Genomic DNA, 16,414 nt, shown 5'->3' on the forward strand with positions numbered 1-16,414 from the left:
CCATGACCACCACCCTCGACAGAACAGCGAGCCGCGCCCCCTCCCCAGGACTTCCGGCACGCTTGTCGCTCACCCCGAGGACCGCGCTGGCCGGTCGGCTCGATGGCGCCTGGTGGCCCCGTTCGCGCGACCTGGCAGCCGAGCTGCCGCCGCTGGCCGACGCCCTCGAAGGGCGCTGGGGACGCATCACTCGCGTCCTGGTGAATCCCGACCACTGGCCCGTCGTCCCGCACAAGGTCGCCGACACCGACCACGTCCTGCACGTGGGCTGGTTCACCGAGCAGGATCCCGACAAGATCATCCTGCTGTCCTACACGACCGGCCGCTGCGACCTGCTCGTGATTCCCCCCGAAACCGAACCCGCCTCCGCAGCCCGGCTGATGACCGCCGCCGCCCTGCCCGGAAGCATCCTCACCGCGGGCGGGCTCATGTCCGACGAAGCCGCGACCGGCCGCCGTATGCAGGAGGCACGGAGCAGCGAAGACGCCTGGGAGAGCGAGGGCGGGGCCACCCCGGCGCCCCAGCCGCACCCGGCGGCGCACTCGGTCGTCGGCGCGCGGATGATCCCCCTGCCGGGGTACATGCGGGTGACGACATGGAGGCCATGATCACCTTCGTGGCAGGCGCGCTTCTGATCGCGCTCGGCATACGTCTGATCCATCGGCTGAACGCCCGGCACGACGCACGCACAGCGGCACACCGCTTCAACGCTCCCTGCCCCTCCCTGAGCCGTCCCCCCGGCCACAGACACCCCAGGTCGCCCGAACGAATCTCCGGTCGTCGGCGTGCGGGTACCTGGCCCTGACCTCAAAACCACTCCTCCGACCGAAGGCCGCGGGTGGGCACTCGACACCAGGAACAGCCCACTCGTCGGCCTCTCGCTTCGTCCCGAAGGGAACACGCTCTCTTGCACCCCGCCGAGAACGAGCCTCTGCCGCAGGCCGGGCACGCCGAGATCCGTATCGTCTCCGCCACCCCCGAGGCCGCCCGCGCGGTCGCCGAAGTGATCCGCCGGTGCTTTGCCGGGGCGGAGCAGCGCAGCTACCCGACGCCGGGCGGCGGCACGCGGCTCCACCTCACCGTCGACACCGAGACCGCCGCCGGACCCGCCCGCTCCTGGCTCGCCACCAGCAGACCACCCACCGGCACCGGCACCCACGCCGAGGAACCCTGACCGGTCACGAACGACACCACACGACGACAGGACCACGCGGCCATGGCGACACTCCACGAGCGGCAGCGGTACCGCCGACAGATCCTCCAGGCCCTCTACGCAGCCGCCGAAGGCAACCGCCTGCTCGGCGTCACCGGAGCCGCGCTCGAGCACGATCTCCGCATCCCGGAGCAGGACCTTGCTGCCGCCTGCGGCTACCTCGCGGGCGAGGGACTGGTCACCGTCGACTGGGAGCCGGGAAACACACCCGCGATGGTCTCGCTCACCCACCAAGGCATCCGCCTCATGGAGGCGGAGGAGGAAGAGCGCGGCTGAGCCCGTTCGCTCCGGATCCGGTGGGCTCGAAAGGCTCGGGGAAGGAGGGCGTGGTCACCTGCGGCCAGCGCCCCCGCGGGGTGGTGGCCATGTGGCGTGACCTGCCGCCGAGGAGCATCCTGGAGGCCACATCTCTGGTGCGGCCCGCTCCGGTATCCGGTCGCTGCGCGCCCTCGGTACCCGCACCCGCCCCGTACCGCAGCACCGGACGAGGTCCTCGCCGCCCGGTTGGAGGCAACGGGATGACCGTCGGACGGCTCGGGGAACCCGATCGCTCGGGGAGCTTCGGGGAGGGACTCCTGGGTGCGATCCTGGACCGGGCGCACGAGCTGCCGCCCCACCGGATCGGGCTGGTCGTCGCCGAGACAGTGAGCCGGTTGGGGGGCCGGGACCCGCAAATCCTCCTCCAGGACTACGGGCAACAGAAGCTGGTGCCCCTGCCCGCCGAAGGGCTGACGGGCGGCGAGCCACTGCCCATCGGCGACTCGGAGGCCGGCAGGTGTCTTCTCACATCGCGCCTGGTCGAACTGCCGCTGGCCGACGGGGTACGCGTCCACGTATCACTGCTCGACGGCGGCGACCAGGCCGGCGTCCTGACCGTCACCCTGGACGCGGTCGACGACGACAACCGCCGCATCCTGCGCAGGATCGCGGGCCTGGTCGCCGGACTGCTGCAGACCAAGAACGGCTACACCGACCTCTTCTTCCGCACCCGCCGCAGCGAACCGATGAGCGTCGCCGCGGAGATCCAGTGGTCGCTCCTGCCGCCGCTGACCATGACCATGCCGCGCGTCGCCGTCGCCGGAGTTCTCGAACCCGCCTACGACGTAGCGGGCGACAGCTTCGACTACGCCCTGAACGACGACACCCTCCACCTCGCCATGATCGACGCCATGGGCCACGGCCTGGACGCGGCCACCATGGCCACCGTCGCCATCGGCGCCTATCGGCACGCCCGCCGCATCAGTATCGAGCTGTCCGAGATCTACCTCTTCATGGACCGTGCCGTGGCCGAGCAGTTCGCCCCCGACCACTTCGTCACCGCGCAGATGCTGCGGCTGGACACGAACACCGGCCGCCTCCAGTGGGTCAACGCCGGCCACCCCGCCCCCATGCTGATCCGCGGACACCGCGTCGTGCACCGTCTGGACAGCCCCACAACCCTCCCCGTCGGCTTCGGAGGGGCACAGCCGCAGATCAGCGACCTGACACTCGAACCCGGTGACCGCATCCTCTGCTTCACCGACGGCCTGATCGAGGAACACGCGAGCGGACAGGAGCAGTTCGGCGAGGACCAGTTGATCGACTGGGTCCATCGACTGGACCAGGCCGATCGAGCAGTACGAACCGTGGCACGCGACCTGTCCCACACGCTCAAACGGGCCCGCGGCGAGACCACCACCGACGACGCCACGCTCGTCCTGGTCGAGTGGCGTGGCTGATCCGCCGTCGTGCCACAACGTGCCAGTAGAGGCGGTGAACAGCGGTCAACAGAGGTCCTCCGGCATCCCCGAACGCCGGGATGCCGGAGGGCGATTCCGCAGTTCAGGGGGTACTCACGGACCCAAGTGCCGGGTGACTCCCAAGCTCAGAGCGCGAGTTCGATTCTCGTCACCCGCTCTTTCTCTTTGATAAAGGTCCCGGTCGGAGACCGGGGCCTTTTCTGTGATCAACCATCGATCGGCCATGACTGTCTGTGGCCTACGCGCCCCGAGCCGGGCGGCTTGCCGAGGACCTCTTCCTCGATAGTCGACGCATGGCATCGCAGCCCAGTCTTTCCCATCTTCGCCGTGCCAAGTTCGCCCGGCGCCTGCCCGAGGCGCTCTCTGAGCTTGCCGGCCCCGAGCACGGCGCAGCGAGCCTGCCGCTTCAGCTGGCGTGGTCGGGACTGACCACGTTCGACCTCGACCAGCCCCGGCTGCGGATGAGCTACTACCGCATCGTTCTGGCCGAGGGCCAGCACGACGACCTGATCCGGTATCTCAACCACGACCTGCTCCTCGGTCTGTGGCCCACGCTGCGCACACTGGTCAGCCGTGATGTCCGTGCGGTCTGGGAGAGCTCCTTCGGCGAGCTGGCTCACAGCGCTCAGGCCGCTGCGTGAACCTCACGGACCTGCATCGCCGCCTGCTGGCAGACGTGCTCGCCGTGGGCGGTGCTTACCCTCTGGCGCTCACCGGTGGCTACGCGGTCCAGGCGCACGGGCTGGTCAACCAAATCAACCAGGACCTCGGTGTCGCGACCGAGAACCCGCACCGCATGGAGGACATCGCTACTACCGTGCGCACCGGCTTGGAGCAGCGCGGATGGTGCGTAAGGGCTCTGGAGACAGACCCGTTGTCCGCGCGTCTGGTCATCACGGATCCCAACAACCGTGAGGAATGCGAGGTCGACATCCTCAAGGAAGCACTCTGGAGGCCACCCGTGCACACCGAGCACGGCTTGGTGCTGTCCCTCGAAGATGTCGTCGGAACCAAGGTTCGCGCGCTCGCCGACCACGGACTCGCCAGGGACCTGATCGACGTACAGGCCACGGCGAACCGCTGGAGCCGCGTCGAACTCGAAGAGCTCGGCCGGCGCCATGCCCGCGACTCCTTCGACCTCAGCGAGCTTCAAGCGCGGCTGAGCGGAGCCGACTGGATCGACGACACGGAATTCGCCGCCTACGGACTCGACGAGCAAGCAGTCACCGAGCTGCGGCAGTGGGCGCAGACGTGGGCCGACGACATCGGGGAACGACTTCAGGAGCTTGAGGCACCGCACGACGACTGACGGACACTCCGGCCAGGTGGACACCGCCGCCTCGGGGTAGAGGAAACACCCACCCCGGTCATATCTCATTCGCGTGGAACGTGGAAACCCCGTTGGGGTCCAGGTCTTCATGGCCCGGTCGGCCGACCGTGAGGAAGGCTCAACTCCCCAGTGGTAACAGGATGGCCCGAGAAGCCAATGCCGGAAGCCGAAAAGGAAACGGGAACTCGGGGCACGATGACCGGCCTCTCCGCTGGTCGCCCCGCACAACCGTCCGGATACGGGTGTGCTGCCCGGACTCGAAATGGTGCTGACGTGGGCCAGGTGAGCCTGTGTGGACTCACTGGACAAGGACGACGGAACCGAGGGGCAAGTTGGACACCATGACGGACATGGTCGGAGCGGTCGTGACCGCTCCGACCGTCGCGACGGTGAACGGAGGTCTCCGAGGGGACCACCCGCTGACACGGGCTTCCCTGTTGGTCCACAGCCGCAGCAGGGGCGGAAGTCGTGCCACAAACCTACGATGGCTTCGAGAAGGCACCATCAAGTCGAACCGGCGCTCCAGAGGAGACCGCGATGGTGGAGCACTTTGTCTGGGTGACGACACGCCGCATCAAGCCGGGCGCGTTGGAGGAGTTCGAGAGAGCCTGGCGCCCGGACCCGTACCCGCAGGCGCTGCGCCGCGCCTACGCGTACTGGTCCGAGGACGGGCAAGAGATCACCGGGGTGTCGTTCTGGGACACCAAGGAAGCGTGCGACTCCTGGCGGGCCTCCGCGGCGGAGACGCAGCGGCGTGAGGCCATGGCCCCTTACGTCGTCGAGGAGCGGGAAGGCTTCTACCGCGGCCGCGAACTCGGAGTCGGGCACGCCTGAAGCCGCCGCGGTCCTTCTGCCCGCGCCCCGGAACGCCGAGGACGGGCAGCACCGGCCGCGGACACCGACACTCCCGGCCCCCGGGGGCGATACTGGAGTCATGGCCCATAAACGGTGAACCGAGTTTTGAGGTGGCCGATGAGCACTCTCGAAGAACAGATCGACGTTGCTGTTCCGATCGCTGTGGCCTGGGAACACCTTCACGAGGTGGAGACCTATCCGCGATTCGTCGAAGGAGTACGCGAGGCTCGTTCGGAGGACGGGCACCGGGCGCGCCTGGACGTCGACGCGGGCGGCCGGGCTCAGGAGTTCGAAGCCGAGATCACCGACCGCGGCAAGGAACACATGCTGGAGTGGCAGACCACGAGCGGTCCGGACCTGGCGGGAACCTTCTCGCTGCTGCCCATCGACCGGGAGCACACCCGGGTCCAGGCCCGGATCGAGTACGACCCGGGCACCGTCAGGGAGGCGTTCGGCGGTCCGAAGGGATTCGCCCAGGCGACCGCGATCGAACGGCTTGTACGTGACGACCTCGAGCACTTCAAGGAGTTGGTGGAACGGGAACGGTGAGACGCCCCCACCGTTCGGGGCCGGCCTCACGCTTCGCGACGGCGTATGACGGCAGTGCGGTCCAGGGCCGTCGTGCCCCGTCCGTGCCCTTCAGCACGGCAAACAGCGGTCAGCAACGGTGCCGCGTGTGCCCCCGCACGGGACGCCCAGTCGGCGTCTGACCTGGTCAGCCCCATGCCAGCCTCGCAGGCGGCGTTGATTCCCAAGCTCGGAGCGCGAGTTCGATTCTCGTCACCCGCCCTTCGGATGAAGCCCCAGGTCAGGGACCTGGGGCTTAGCTATTGTCTAGACCTCTCAGGATTCTCGGCCGGTGCAGCCGGTACCCTTGCCGCGCCTCGCGGTGCGGATGACGAACGAGGTGACCGACAGGCTCGGTTGCGACGACGAGCCGTCGGCCGCGTCGCAGGCGGTGCCACGGGACCGGGCCGACGCCTCGTGGGGCTGACCAGCTCGCGCGGTGACTCAAGCAGGAATCCGGGGCCTTGCGCGTCCTTCGCGCCGCCGCCGTCACCGGACAGCCGGACCGGTGGCCAGCCGGGCCGTCACCGCGGTCAGCCAGAGGAGGCCGGTCCCCGCACCGGCGGTGAACGCCACAACGGCGACCGAGGAGGCGCCGAATCCGGCGAGGACTGCCACCGGAACCAGACGCGAGGCGACGGCCCAGCCACGGTGGCCCCGGGCCGCGAGCGGACGGGCCAGGACGACGAACGCGCAGCACAGCGCGAGGTAGCCGAGCATCCCCGCCAGCATGTGGACGGCGCCGTGCGCGCTCATCGCGGCGGTGTCGGGGGCACCGGCTGGGAAGCCCGCACCGGCATCGGCCGAGAAGAGTGCGGCGGCCCAGAACGAGGCGCCGAACACACCGACGAGGACCGGACCCCAGGCGCCGCCCGTGCCACCGCGCAGCGTCCGGCGCAGCCCGACCGCCCCGACGATCAGCAACGCGCCGGTCAGCAGGAAGTTCACCGTCTGGATCCAGCCCGCCTCGCCGAGGGCGAGCTGACTGATCGCGTTGCGCGTGAAGTCGAATCCGTCCCGCACGAGCCCCTGGACGATCCCGGCGGCGAGGAACAGCGGGCCCGCCGCCACCCCTCCGACCAGGGCAAGTCGTGCCATCGGCCGCGACGCCGGAGCGGCGACGTGGGCGGCGTGGGGTGCATCGAGTGTGTGAGCCATGGGGGGACCTTCCTCGCGTCGCCGGTGTCGCTCATATGACCGACGTCGGGAGGAGAACTCATCGCTCCTTCACGAATCAGTGGGAACGGAAACCGGTCGACCGGTGGGCCTTCGCCTCTGACCGGCAGGTACTGGAAGGGCCCGGAAGCGTTGCTTCCGGGCCCTCCGTACGGGGCCGTCTCCTTCAGGGAAGAGGCCGCGGAAGTGGCTCAGTAGGTGACGGCCACCGCCTCCGTCGCGTCGGACTCGGTGCCGTCGGCGTAGCGGACCGAGAGGCGGTAGTACACCGTGGTGGCGGACGGCTGGGTGAGGTCCCAGCACGAGGAGCTGGAGCTGCTGGGCGAGGTGTTGATCAGGTCGAACTCCCCCGTCCGCGGGTTCCAGCGGCGGACGAGGATGTCGGTGGCCGGGCTGCCGTTCCCGTTCCCGGTGCTGTCGACGAAGCCCCAGGAGATGTAGCCGCTGGTGCCCGCGCTCACGTAGGAGAACGGGCCGCCGGTGGCGGGCGGGGCGGTGGGGCGGAGGTCCAGCGCGGTGACGGCGACGACGGTCGCGCCGGTGTCCGGGGTGAGCTGGTTGCCGTACTGGTCGACGCCGACGACGACGTAGCGCGCCTCCTGTCCGTCGGCCGGCACCATGTCGTGGAACGTCGTCTCCTTGATCTCCTTCGGGCGCCAGGTCGTGGGGTCCTCGACCGGGGCGTATGTCCACTGCCCGTCGGAGAGGGTGCCGCGCAGCACGCGGTAGTGGGTGAGGCCGGGGGCGTCGCTCGCGTCCCAGGAGAGGGTGACGCCGTTCTCCTCGGGGGTGGCGGTCAGTCCGGTGAGCGCGGCGGGCGCGGTCGTGTTGCCGGCGACGGTGACGGTGACCTTGTCGGAGGAGGGGCCCCCGTTTCCGGCATGGTCCAGGGAGATGACGTAGTAGATGTACGTGGCGCCGGGCGGCGGGGCGACGTCGGTGAAGGTGGTGCCCTTCACACCCTTGCCGACCTCCTCGGGCGCGGTGCCGGTGGCGGCCGTGGTGCGCCTCCGGAAGACCGAGTAGCCCGCGAAGTCCCTGCTGGTCCCCTCGGAAGGGTCCCAGGTGAGCGTGACGCCCGCCTCGCCCTCCTCGGCCCGCAGGTTGAACGCGGTCTCCACCGGGGGTGTCTTGTCGCGCGTGTAGTACATCGCGTAGGACGAGGCGGCCGATTCGAGGCCGTGCGTGTCGACGGCGGTGACGACGTAGTAGTAGACGTCGCCGGTCTGCGGCACGGGGACGCTGTAGTAGCTGTAATACGTCGGCTTGTCGCCGCTGAGCAGGTTCTCGGGGGTGAGGGCGACGGGGAGCGTCGTCGAGCGGTACACCCGGTAGCCGGCGAGGTCCGGCTCCTTGTTCTCGTCCCAGTAGAGGGTGACCCGGTCCGGGTAGTTCATGGACCAGTTCTTGTCGACGCCCTTCGGGGCGGCCGGGGCGGTCCGGTCGACGGTGGTGACAGCGATGTCCGCGGTGCCCGACGAGGTGTTGCCGGCCTTGTCACAGGCGCGGACCTCGTAGTAGTAGACGTAGCCGTCCTTCGGGACGGTCGTGTCGGTCCACGAGGTGGCCGTCGTCGTCGCGATCGGCTTCGCGGGGAAGGAGGTGCCCTTCAGCCGCCGGTACACGCGGTATCCGGCGAGGTCCATCTCCTTGTTCCTGGCCCAGGAGACCTTCGTGGACGTGCTCGTCGCGTCGTACCTGACGGTGGTGCCGGTCGGGACGAGCGGCTTGACCTTGTCGACGCTCGCCGACGTGCGCGGTGCGTAGCCGAACTTGACGTTCGCGGCGCCGGTCCAGTTGACGTAGTCGACGCGGAGGCTGTGCTTGCCCTTCGGAACGGTCACGTTGACGGTCCTGGTGACCGTGGCGGAGCCGTCCTTCCACACGTCGACCTTGCGCACGCCGTCGAGATAGACGCGGATGCCGTCGCGGGCGGAGACGGTGAACGAGAAGGGCCCACCGGAGCCGAAGTCGCGGCTCATGGACCAGCGCACGCCGAAGTTGTTGGCGGGCATGCCCTTGTAACCGGGCGCCCGGGTACCCCAGTTCTCGTTGATCGTGGAGTCGCAGTCCGTGCGCTTGGGCGTCCCGGAGAACGTGGTGTTCGCGTAGAACGTCCGCTTGAAGACGGGCGATGCGCAGGTCACAGTGGCGGCGGAGGCGGAGGGGGCCACACTGAGCAGGCCGCCTGCGGTGGCGAGCACGACAGCGCAGGCCGCGGCGACCGTCGTGCCTCTGGGTCGGTTCATGCGTTCCTTCGGTGTGGATCGGCAGCCGAGAAATCCGGCCAACGACCATGACTCACGAAGTGGTTGCCTGGTTGTAGTGCTTGGTGTATTTGCCCCCGCGTCCCGGCAGGTGATCCTTCCCGAGGGGCTGCGGCCTTGTGACGTCGCCGGCCCGCGCCTGCCGCCCCTCGCCCCTTCCGGAACGCGGTTCGCGGGACGGGGCCTCAGAACGGGCGGGTGTACGGGTGCGCCAGCACCCGGTCGTGGATCTCGCGCAGCCACGGCCGTCGCACCGCCGGCAGCCGCGCCAACGTGTCGAGGAATATGTACGGGTCCGGGCGGAGGAATTGCCAGGGGCGTGGCGGCAGCGGGTCGTCGCGCAGCACACCGTCGGGCAGTCCGCCTGTCACGGGCACCAGGGAACGTTCGTCGTGGAGGGCGAGGTACGTCCAGACGTCGGCGGCCAGCGGCACCGTGTCCGCGGCGCCGGGCGGGGCCCACACCCGCCCGGTACGCGGATGCCGCGGGACCAGGGCGATGTCGGGGGCCGGGTCGGGGGAGGGCAGGCCCGGTCCGTCCAAGGTCAGCCTCCTCACCGAACGGCCCGGGACGGAGGGGGCGAGCCTCCTCGTCGGCGGGCCCGGTGGGAGCAGGGCGTCGAGAGCGTGACCGAAGGTGTCCGCGAGGAGACCGGCGGACATGGTCACCCGGTCGCCCGCCGAGGCCGCCAGCAGCTGGGCGAGGGACGCGCCGATCGCCGCCTTCCAGCGCGGGTCCCAGGCCCCGGACTGTTCGACCGGTGGCGTGCCGCCCTGCTGTTCCCGGATCAGCGTCTGCCAGTCGGCCGCCGGGCGGGGGTCCGGGCCGCCGTCGACGGGGACGCGGCGCACGGCGTGCGGAACGAGCCATGCCGTCTGCCAGTACGAGCAGTCGTCGACGCGGGTCGCCACCGCCCGCCCGCAGTTCGCACAGGCCACGTTCGGGCCGTCCCGCCCGTCCAGGCCCATGCAGGAGCCACCGAGCCGGTCCGGGATCAGGGCCGTGTCGCGCAGATCGCCCGGCGCGACGACGACCGCTCCGGGCTCCCCGAAGGACAGGCCGTGAAGCGGCGCGAACACGCCGCGGGCCGCCGCCTCGTCGGGCCCGATCTCGTTCCAGGGCCGCCAGGGCGGGCCGGAGGGCTCCGGGTCGACGGCGTACGTCCCCGATTCCATGAGGGCGGGGAGCAGTTGGTGCCCGTACGTCTGGCGGGCGTGGACGGGAAGGGCAACCGGTGACACGGGAGCGGTCAGGGCGACGCCGCACCGCGCGCACACGAACACGTCGGCCATCGGTCCTCCCCCTCTGCCGGACCGATTGTCACGGCCCGACGGAGAGGAGTCCACTCACCGGAAAGGAGTCCCGTCATCGCGAAAGCCCAGGCCGTCGGCCTGGGCTCTGCGTCATCGGGTACGCCGGTGGGCGGCTCGTGGCGCGGGTCAGCCGACCCTGCGGACCGGGCTGATCTCCAGCTTGGTGCCGTCCGGGTCGTCGGTCACGGGCAGGCTGCCGGCCGGCCAGGAGACGGTGACGGACTTGGTCTCGTTCGGCGGCGTGACCACGATCTTGGTCGGGCGGACACCGGAACCACCGGAGTTGTTGATGGGGAAGTAGATGTTGAAGGCCGCCAGGTCGCCCGTCTTGATAACGTCCCGACCCGTGGCGTCGCCGTTGCGATCCAGGGAGATCGAGGAACCGTCGGCCGTCTTGAGGTCGGCGCCGGCGAAGCCGTTCACGACGCAGTCGCCGCCGGTGTTTTTGAAGCTGACGGTCACCACTCCCTCCTTCTTGTCGGTGGTGTTGTCGGCGGCCTCGACCTGGAGCGCGTCGGTGCGGCAGGCGCCCGCCCCGGCGTCGCCCGTGCCCTTCCCGGCGGAGGAACCGGAACCGGAGGAGTCGGACGAGCCGGAGCCGGAGGAGCCCGTGGACTCCTTGGACCCCGAACCGGAGGTACCCGTCGAGTTCGAAGTTCCCGCGTTCTGGCCCGCCGTGGAGGCGGCCGGGGCGGCGGCACCATCGGCGTCGTCACCATTGCATGCGGTGAGCGAGAACGCCGCGGCCAGACCGACGGCGGCGACGACAGTCCTACGAGCACGCTTGCCGAACATTTCTCTTCCCTCTGCCGAATTGATGGACGCACCGATTTTCACGACAAGGAAATTTATACAGAGAATCCGGTCACGGAACGATCCAGGGTATGTTCGCGTTCTGTCACCAGAATTCTTCGGCGCGCCGACTTGACCTGAGCAGGGGTTTCCGCTGGTCGCAGCAAGGCAGCGTCGTCCTCGGCAGCCGTCGAAGGCCCGCCGACGCCGCCAAGCAAAGACTCTGGAACAGGAGGCCGGAATTCCTCTTTCGACTCTCGACCGAATATCCGTGGCATGTGAAATATTCGCGAAGCGATGTGTCGGATTTCGCGAACGAACCAGCCCTGGCACACACATCCCGCGCACATGCACGGATCCCGGCTGAGTATTCGGACTCACGATCGACCCTGCATCCGTCGGCCAGGCTGTTCCCAACCGTCCACAGGGAGACAGACCATGCGCACGTTCACCCGGCCCCGGCGCCGTCCCGCTTCCGTCGCGGGCCCCAGGCCGACCGCACTGACCGCACTGACCGCACTGACCGCTGCGGCGCTGCTCACCGGCTGTTCGTTCGAGGACAGCATCTGCAGCGACGGCGAGTACCCGGTCATGACCATCGGCGCCACCGGCAGCGCGTGCGTGCCGAACGACGAGCAGCCGCCCAAGGGGTACGTCCGCTACCCGGAGGGAAAGGTCCCGAAGCACGTCGACGACAAGTGGGACATGTACTGGCGAACCCACACCCTCGACACGAACGGCAAGATCATCACCGTTTCCGAGCCGGACTGATCGACCCGCCGGAATCGGCCGAGTTCAGGGAATGACGACGGGTTCGCCGCTCAGCACCACTCCCGCCCGGCGGAGCTCGTTCATCGCGGTGCCGGTGGTGTCGGCTGCCACGCCCGCGGTGTAGTCGAGCAGGACCCGTACGTCGAAGCCCTCCCGCACACCGTCCAGCGCGGTCGCCCTGACGCAGTGGTCCGTGGCGATGCCGACGACATCGAGCTCGGTGACGTCACGGGCGCGCAGCCAGTCGGACAGCGATGTGCCGTCTTCCGCCGCGCCCTCGAAACCGCTCTTGGAAGCGGAACGGGCGCCCTTGTAGAAGACCTCGTCCACTGCGCCGGAGTCCACGGCAGGGGCGAAGCCGGGGTGGAACTCGCCTCCCTCGCCGCCGACCACGCAGTGCACGGGGAAGGAGTCCACGAAGTCCGGCCGCTCGGAGAAGTGGTCGCCCGGGTCGACGTGGTGGTCACGGGTGGCGACGATGTGCACGTACCGCTCGCGGTCGCGCCGGACCAGTTCGGCAATGGCCGCGGCCCGGTCGGCGCCGCCCTTCACAGGAACGCTGCCGCCCTCGCAGAAGTCCTTCTGCACGTCGACGACGATCAGAGCACGGCTCATGGAAACGCCTTCCTCGGTACGGGTACGGGTACGGAATACGGGGGTCCGCGGGCTCGCTCGAAACTTCTGGGATTCCTCGGATCTCGTGAACCCCTCGGGCCCCTCGGGCCCCTCGGGCCCCTCGGGCTTCCAGCGGGAGCAGGCTCGGGGCGGCACTCCCGCCCGCTCATCGTCCCGCCCGCGACGGCACACGGGCGGGACGCTCGTCCTCTGTTCACCCGACCGGTCCCGCGCCGGTGCTCCACCGGTGCGCACCGGGTTCAGCGTCCGGCGGTCACGACGCCGTGACGAAACGGGAGGCGGCCCCCTCTCCGCGGTAGCGCTCCACCCGGAGCACCGCCTCCATCCACTGTCTGCGGTCCTCGTCCCTGGTGACGCCGCAGGCAGTGATGTAGTGCCGCAGCACGTCCGGCGGGCAGGCCCTGGTGCCGTTCAGTATGGCGCCGATCGTGCTGCGCGGGCCGTTCGCATGCCGGCCGGACGGGCCCGGTTCGGTTCCGGAGCGGGCGTCGTGCGGGCCGTCCGCCTCGCCAGGACCCGGCTCGCGGTCGGCGACGGACATCAGCCGTCCACCGGGAGAGCAGGAGTCACCGGCCCTCGGCCCGGGTTTCCGTTCCGGTGCCGCCCGGCTCCTCCTCGACCTCCCGGTCCGTCACGGTCGGCCGGTCGGCGGCGGCGACGAGGTCGGCGAAGGACAGGGGCCGGGCCGGTGGCCGGTCCGGGTCCGGCGGCGCAGCGGTCGCGGCGTCGGCGGCGAGCCCGTCGAGCGCCAGGTCGAGATGGCGGTGGAGGAGTCCGCCGTCGGCGTCGAGGCGGGACAGCATGTGCCCGGCCGTCGCCCCCACAGCGCGGGCCACGGCCGGGCCGGCCGCGCTGATGGGAGCGCCGGTTCCGACCCGTATGTGAACATTCCGCGCCAAGAGTGCAACTGGCAAGTCGGTCTTGACATTTACCCGAGAGCCCGATGCTAAGATCATCTTACTTCCAGTGGGCTGATGGCATGTGGGGGCATTCCGGGAGGAATGAATTCCTCGGCCCCGCTTTCGGAGGGGCCTTCCCCGCGTGACCCGACCGTGGCTCGACCAGCCCGGACCATGGGGCTCACGAGGGAGCGTCAAGCCGTTTCCACAGCCATGGCACTTGAAGTGAGTCTCATGACATTTGTACAGGGCCCGATCTTCTGGGCGCTGGTTGTCGTAGCACTGGTCGCCGTCGGCGCCGTTCTGCGGGCTCGTAAGACCAATATCGGGCTTCGCAGACAAAACTCCCAACTCCGTGGCGAGCGCGACGCGCTGCAACGGCAACGGGACGAACTCCACGCCGCCCACACCGGTCTGCTGCACCGACAGACCTCCGAACTCTCCGAGGTCCGCAAGGACGCCGAGGAGGAGACCAAGGCCGTCCTGAAGGCGGCCGTCCGTACCCTCCAGGGGCTCGCGGACGAGCAGCAGGTGGTCATCGAGAACGCCCAGAAGAAGTACGGCGACGACCCCGGCATGCTCGCCGACCTGATGGCCATCGACCACGCCAACAGCCAGCTCGGGCGCCGCGCCCAGGGCATCGCGGTGCTGTGCGGCGGCTGGCTCGGTCGCCGCGAGACCTCCGCCTCCGTCTTCGACGTGGCCCGCAGCGCCCAGGGACGCATCCGGCACTTCGACCGGGTCCGGGTCAACGGCCAGGTGAACTTCTCGGTGGTCAGCAAGGCCGTGGAGCCGGTCGCGGTGGTCCTCGCCGAGCTGCTGGCCAACGCCACCAACTACTCCGCCCCCGGCACCCCGGTCGAGATCAACATCCAGGCCGTGCCGAAGGGCGTCTGTCTCATCGTCGACGACGCGGGTCTCGGCATGGGCCAGGAGGAGAAGGACCGCGCGTCGGCCCTCCTCGCCCCCCAGGCCGCGATCAGCGTGTCCAGCCTGGGCATTCCGCCGCAGTTCGGGTTCGCCGTGTCCGGGGTGCTGGCCGCCCGCTACGGCTTCAAGGTCTCGGTGGACTCCGTTTCCCCCTATGGAGGTGTGCGCGCGGTGGTCCTGCTGCCCGACGAGCTGCTCACCGCCGACGCGCCCGCTCCCGCGCCGGCCGAGGCGGCCCCGGCCGTCCACGACCCGGGTGTGTCGACGCTGCCGCGCCGCCCCGTGGCCGCACCGGCCCCGACCCCGCTGTTCCCGCCGGCCCCCCAGTCGGCCACCGCCCCTCAGCCCGCGGCGCCCTTCACCACCGCGGGTGGTCTGCCCAAGCGTCGTCGCAAGAGCCCGGTGTCGGTGGTGCCGTCGACCGAGCCCGCGCCGGTCCGCAGCAACGAGGAAACGGCTTCCCGTCTGGGCGCGTTCCAGCGTGGAACCCGGTCCGGACGTGACACGACGACGATGGAAGGACCCGAGATCCAGTGAACCCCGATCTTTCCTGGGTGCTCAACGATGTGCTCCAGGTACCCGGAGCGCGGCACGCGATCCTCGTCTCCGCCGACGGTCTGCTGCTGGCCAACTCCAGCGAGATCGGCCGGGACGACGCGGAGACCGTGGCGGCGGCGATGAGCTCCATGCAGTCGCTGAGCCGCGCCGTCGCACCGTTCATCGGGGCCCAGACCCCCGGGCGCTGGCGCCAGACACTTCTGGAGTACGAGCACGGCTGGATCTTCCTGATCGCCGCCGGGACCGGTGCCTACCTGGCCGCGGCCGCCGCGGCCGACGTGGACATGGAAGCCATGTCGTTCCGCATGCAGCAGCAGGTCACCGCGCTGGGGAAGGCGATGACCACTCCTCCCCGCCTGAACGCCGGAAGCGACATATGACGGCCCCGGGCGAGGAGCAGTCGGTCAACAGCGGGTTCGTCCGTTCCTACGTCATCACCGGAGGACGCGGGCTGCCCAACGCGGAGAACCTCTCCCTCGTCACCCTCGTGACCATCGCCCCCGACCGGCAGCCGCCGCCGAACCCCAGCCCCGAGGTCAGGGCCATCTGGGAGCTGTGTTCGGGCGGGTATCTGTCGGTGGCCGAGGTCGCGGGCCGTCTGGGGCTGCCCGTCGGAGTGGCGCGTCTGCTGCTCAACGATTTAGCGGAACAGGGTCATCTGATGCGCCGCAAGGCGCCGCCGCCGGCTCAGCTCGTTGACAGGAAGATCCTCGAAGAGGTGTTGCATGGACTCCACGTCCGGTTCGGCTGAGAACATCTATGTGTCGGACGCGGTGCGGCGTGCGGCGAAGATCCTCGTCGTCGGACACTTCGCCGTGGGCAAGACGACGCTCATCGGCACCCTCTCCGAGATCACTCCGCTGCGCACCGAGGAGCGGATGACGCAGGCCAGCGAGCACGTCGACGACCTGCGCGGCGCGCCCGACAAGGTCACCACGACGGTCGCGCTGGACTTCGGCCGACTGACCCTCAGCGACGAACTGGTGCTGTATCTGTTCGGTACGCCGGGCCAGCAGCGTTTCGTCGAACTGTGGGAGGACATGGCGCGCGGCTCGCTGGGCGCGCTGCTCCTCGTCGACCCGGCCCGACTGGCCGACACCTTCCCGGTGATCGACCTGGTCGAGACGTACGGGCTGGAGTACGCGGTCGCGGTCAACAGCTTCGACCCGTACTCCCAGCATGCCGAGGAGGAGCTGCGCGAGGCCCTCGACCTGCTGCCGGACACCCCGGTCGTCTACTGCGACGCCCGGGACGAGAAGTCGTCCGCACAGGCCCTGATCACGCTGGTGCAGCACCTTCTCGCGCGCGTGGCCTGATCCGGCCACCGGTGCCGGCGGGCGTCCCCGCCACCCGTCGCGGTGGGCGTCC

Annotated in this window: 21 protein-coding genes; 14 read left to right on the forward strand and 7 right to left on the reverse strand. The window is 69.7% G+C overall.

Annotated features, from left to right (window positions below; all coding sequences use genetic code 11):
- Positions 1-2: 2 nt before the first annotated feature.
- From AMK22_RS26480 to AMK22_RS41855, 9 genes are all read left to right on the forward strand, one after another.
- Positions 3-608, forward strand: a complete 606-nt coding sequence (locus tag AMK22_RS26480; RefSeq protein WP_073789034.1) for a DUF5994 family protein — start codon at positions 3-5, stop codon at positions 606-608.
- 299 nt (positions 609-907) lie between these two features.
- Positions 908-1,174: a hypothetical protein gene (locus AMK22_RS26485; RefSeq protein ID WP_073789035.1), complete on the forward strand. Its 267-nt coding sequence runs from the start codon at positions 908-910 to the stop codon at positions 1,172-1,174.
- 42 nt (positions 1,175-1,216) lie between these two features.
- Positions 1,217-1,489 (forward strand): hypothetical protein, encoded by a 273-nt coding sequence (locus AMK22_RS26490; RefSeq protein ID WP_073789036.1) that lies wholly within the window; start codon positions 1,217-1,219, stop codon positions 1,487-1,489.
- 242 nt (positions 1,490-1,731) lie between these two features.
- Complete coding sequence (locus AMK22_RS26495; RefSeq protein ID WP_073789037.1) at positions 1,732-2,931, forward strand: PP2C family protein-serine/threonine phosphatase; 1,200 nt, start codon at positions 1,732-1,734, stop codon at positions 2,929-2,931.
- Between the two features lie 314 nt (positions 2,932-3,245).
- Positions 3,246-3,593, forward strand: a complete 348-nt coding sequence (locus AMK22_RS26500; protein WP_073789038.1) for a transcriptional regulator — start codon at positions 3,246-3,248, stop codon at positions 3,591-3,593.
- Complete coding sequence (locus tag AMK22_RS26505) at positions 3,590-4,261, forward strand: nucleotidyl transferase AbiEii/AbiGii toxin family protein (RefSeq protein WP_073789039.1); 672 nt, start codon at positions 3,590-3,592, stop codon at positions 4,259-4,261. The genes AMK22_RS26500 and AMK22_RS26505 overlap by 4 nt, the downstream gene beginning before the upstream one ends.
- A gap of 558 nt (positions 4,262-4,819) precedes the next feature.
- A complete protein-coding gene (locus tag AMK22_RS26510; RefSeq protein WP_073789040.1) occupies positions 4,820-5,116 on the forward strand; it encodes a hypothetical protein in 297 nt (98 codons plus the stop codon).
- Between the two features lie 138 nt (positions 5,117-5,254).
- Positions 5,255-5,686, forward strand: coding sequence for an SRPBCC family protein (locus AMK22_RS26515; RefSeq protein WP_073789041.1), 432 nt, complete (start codon positions 5,255-5,257; stop codon positions 5,684-5,686).
- Between the two features lie 310 nt (positions 5,687-5,996).
- Complete coding sequence (locus AMK22_RS41855; protein WP_274535438.1) at positions 5,997-6,131, forward strand: hypothetical protein; 135 nt, start codon at positions 5,997-5,999, stop codon at positions 6,129-6,131.
- A gap of 62 nt (positions 6,132-6,193) precedes the next feature.
- Here the strand turns inward: AMK22_RS41855 and AMK22_RS26520 are convergent, their stop codons facing one another.
- The 4 genes from AMK22_RS26520 to AMK22_RS26535 all read right to left on the reverse strand — a co-directional run bounded on the left by AMK22_RS26520 (position 6,194) and on the right by AMK22_RS26535 (position 11,255).
- Complete coding sequence (locus tag AMK22_RS26520) at positions 6,194-6,862, reverse strand: DUF998 domain-containing protein (protein WP_073789042.1); 669 nt, start codon at positions 6,860-6,862, stop codon at positions 6,194-6,196.
- A gap of 209 nt (positions 6,863-7,071) precedes the next feature.
- Positions 7,072-9,129 (reverse strand): PA14 domain-containing protein, encoded by a 2,058-nt coding sequence (locus AMK22_RS26525; RefSeq protein ID WP_073789043.1) that lies wholly within the window; start codon positions 9,127-9,129, stop codon positions 7,072-7,074.
- Between the two features lie 203 nt (positions 9,130-9,332).
- On the reverse strand, positions 9,333-10,439 hold the full coding sequence (locus AMK22_RS26530; RefSeq protein ID WP_073789044.1) for a hypothetical protein: 1,107 nt from the start codon (positions 10,437-10,439) through the stop codon (positions 9,333-9,335).
- Between the two features lie 147 nt (positions 10,440-10,586).
- Positions 10,587-11,255, reverse strand: a complete 669-nt coding sequence (locus AMK22_RS26535; RefSeq protein ID WP_073789045.1) for a DUF4232 domain-containing protein — start codon at positions 11,253-11,255, stop codon at positions 10,587-10,589.
- 435 nt (positions 11,256-11,690) lie between these two features.
- Here AMK22_RS26535 and AMK22_RS26540 point away from each other — a divergent pair, with 435 nt between their 5' ends.
- Positions 11,691-12,023, forward strand: a complete 333-nt coding sequence (locus AMK22_RS26540; RefSeq protein ID WP_073789046.1) for an SCO0607 family lipoprotein — start codon at positions 11,691-11,693, stop codon at positions 12,021-12,023.
- Between the two features lie 24 nt (positions 12,024-12,047).
- Here AMK22_RS26540 and AMK22_RS26545 read toward each other — a convergent pair whose 3' ends face one another.
- The 3 genes from AMK22_RS26545 to AMK22_RS26555 all read right to left on the reverse strand — a co-directional run bounded on the left by AMK22_RS26545 (position 12,048) and on the right by AMK22_RS26555 (position 13,462).
- Positions 12,048-12,638, reverse strand: a complete 591-nt coding sequence (locus AMK22_RS26545; protein ID WP_073789048.1) for an isochorismatase family protein — start codon at positions 12,636-12,638, stop codon at positions 12,048-12,050.
- Positions 12,639-12,912: 274 nt separating this feature from the next.
- A complete protein-coding gene (locus AMK22_RS26550) occupies positions 12,913-13,200 on the reverse strand; it encodes a hypothetical protein (protein ID WP_073789050.1) in 288 nt (95 codons plus the stop codon).
- A 25-nt stretch (positions 13,201-13,225) separates the two neighbouring features.
- Positions 13,226-13,462 (reverse strand): hypothetical protein, encoded by a 237-nt coding sequence (locus AMK22_RS26555; RefSeq protein ID WP_073789052.1) that lies wholly within the window; start codon positions 13,460-13,462, stop codon positions 13,226-13,228.
- Positions 13,463-13,792: 330 nt separating this feature from the next.
- On the opposite strand from AMK22_RS26555, the gene AMK22_RS26560 reads away from it, so the two are divergent.
- From AMK22_RS26560 to AMK22_RS26575, 4 genes are read left to right on the forward strand one after another with little or no spacing between them, the layout of a single operon-like run.
- On the forward strand, positions 13,793-15,025 hold the full coding sequence (locus tag AMK22_RS26560; protein ID WP_073789054.1) for an ATP-binding protein: 1,233 nt from the start codon (positions 13,793-13,795) through the stop codon (positions 15,023-15,025).
- Entirely contained in the window at positions 15,022-15,426 is a 405-nt protein-coding gene (locus tag AMK22_RS26565; protein ID WP_073789056.1) for a roadblock/LC7 domain-containing protein, read from the forward strand. The genes AMK22_RS26560 and AMK22_RS26565 overlap by 4 nt, the downstream gene beginning before the upstream one ends.
- Positions 15,423-15,797 (forward strand): DUF742 domain-containing protein, encoded by a 375-nt coding sequence (locus AMK22_RS26570; RefSeq protein ID WP_073789058.1) that lies wholly within the window; start codon positions 15,423-15,425, stop codon positions 15,795-15,797. Before AMK22_RS26565 ends, AMK22_RS26570 begins: the two co-directional genes overlap by 4 nt.
- Positions 15,772-16,362 carry a GTP-binding protein gene (locus AMK22_RS26575; RefSeq protein ID WP_073789060.1) on the forward strand — a complete coding sequence of 197 codons (591 nt, stop codon included), beginning with the start codon at positions 15,772-15,774 and terminating at the stop codon, positions 16,360-16,362. The genes AMK22_RS26570 and AMK22_RS26575 overlap by 26 nt, the downstream gene beginning before the upstream one ends.
- The last annotated feature ends 52 nt before the right edge of the window (positions 16,363-16,414 follow it).

This window comes from Streptomyces sp. CB01580, from assembly GCF_001905795.1.
GTDB lineage: Bacteria > Actinomycetota > Actinomycetes > Streptomycetales > Streptomycetaceae > Streptomyces.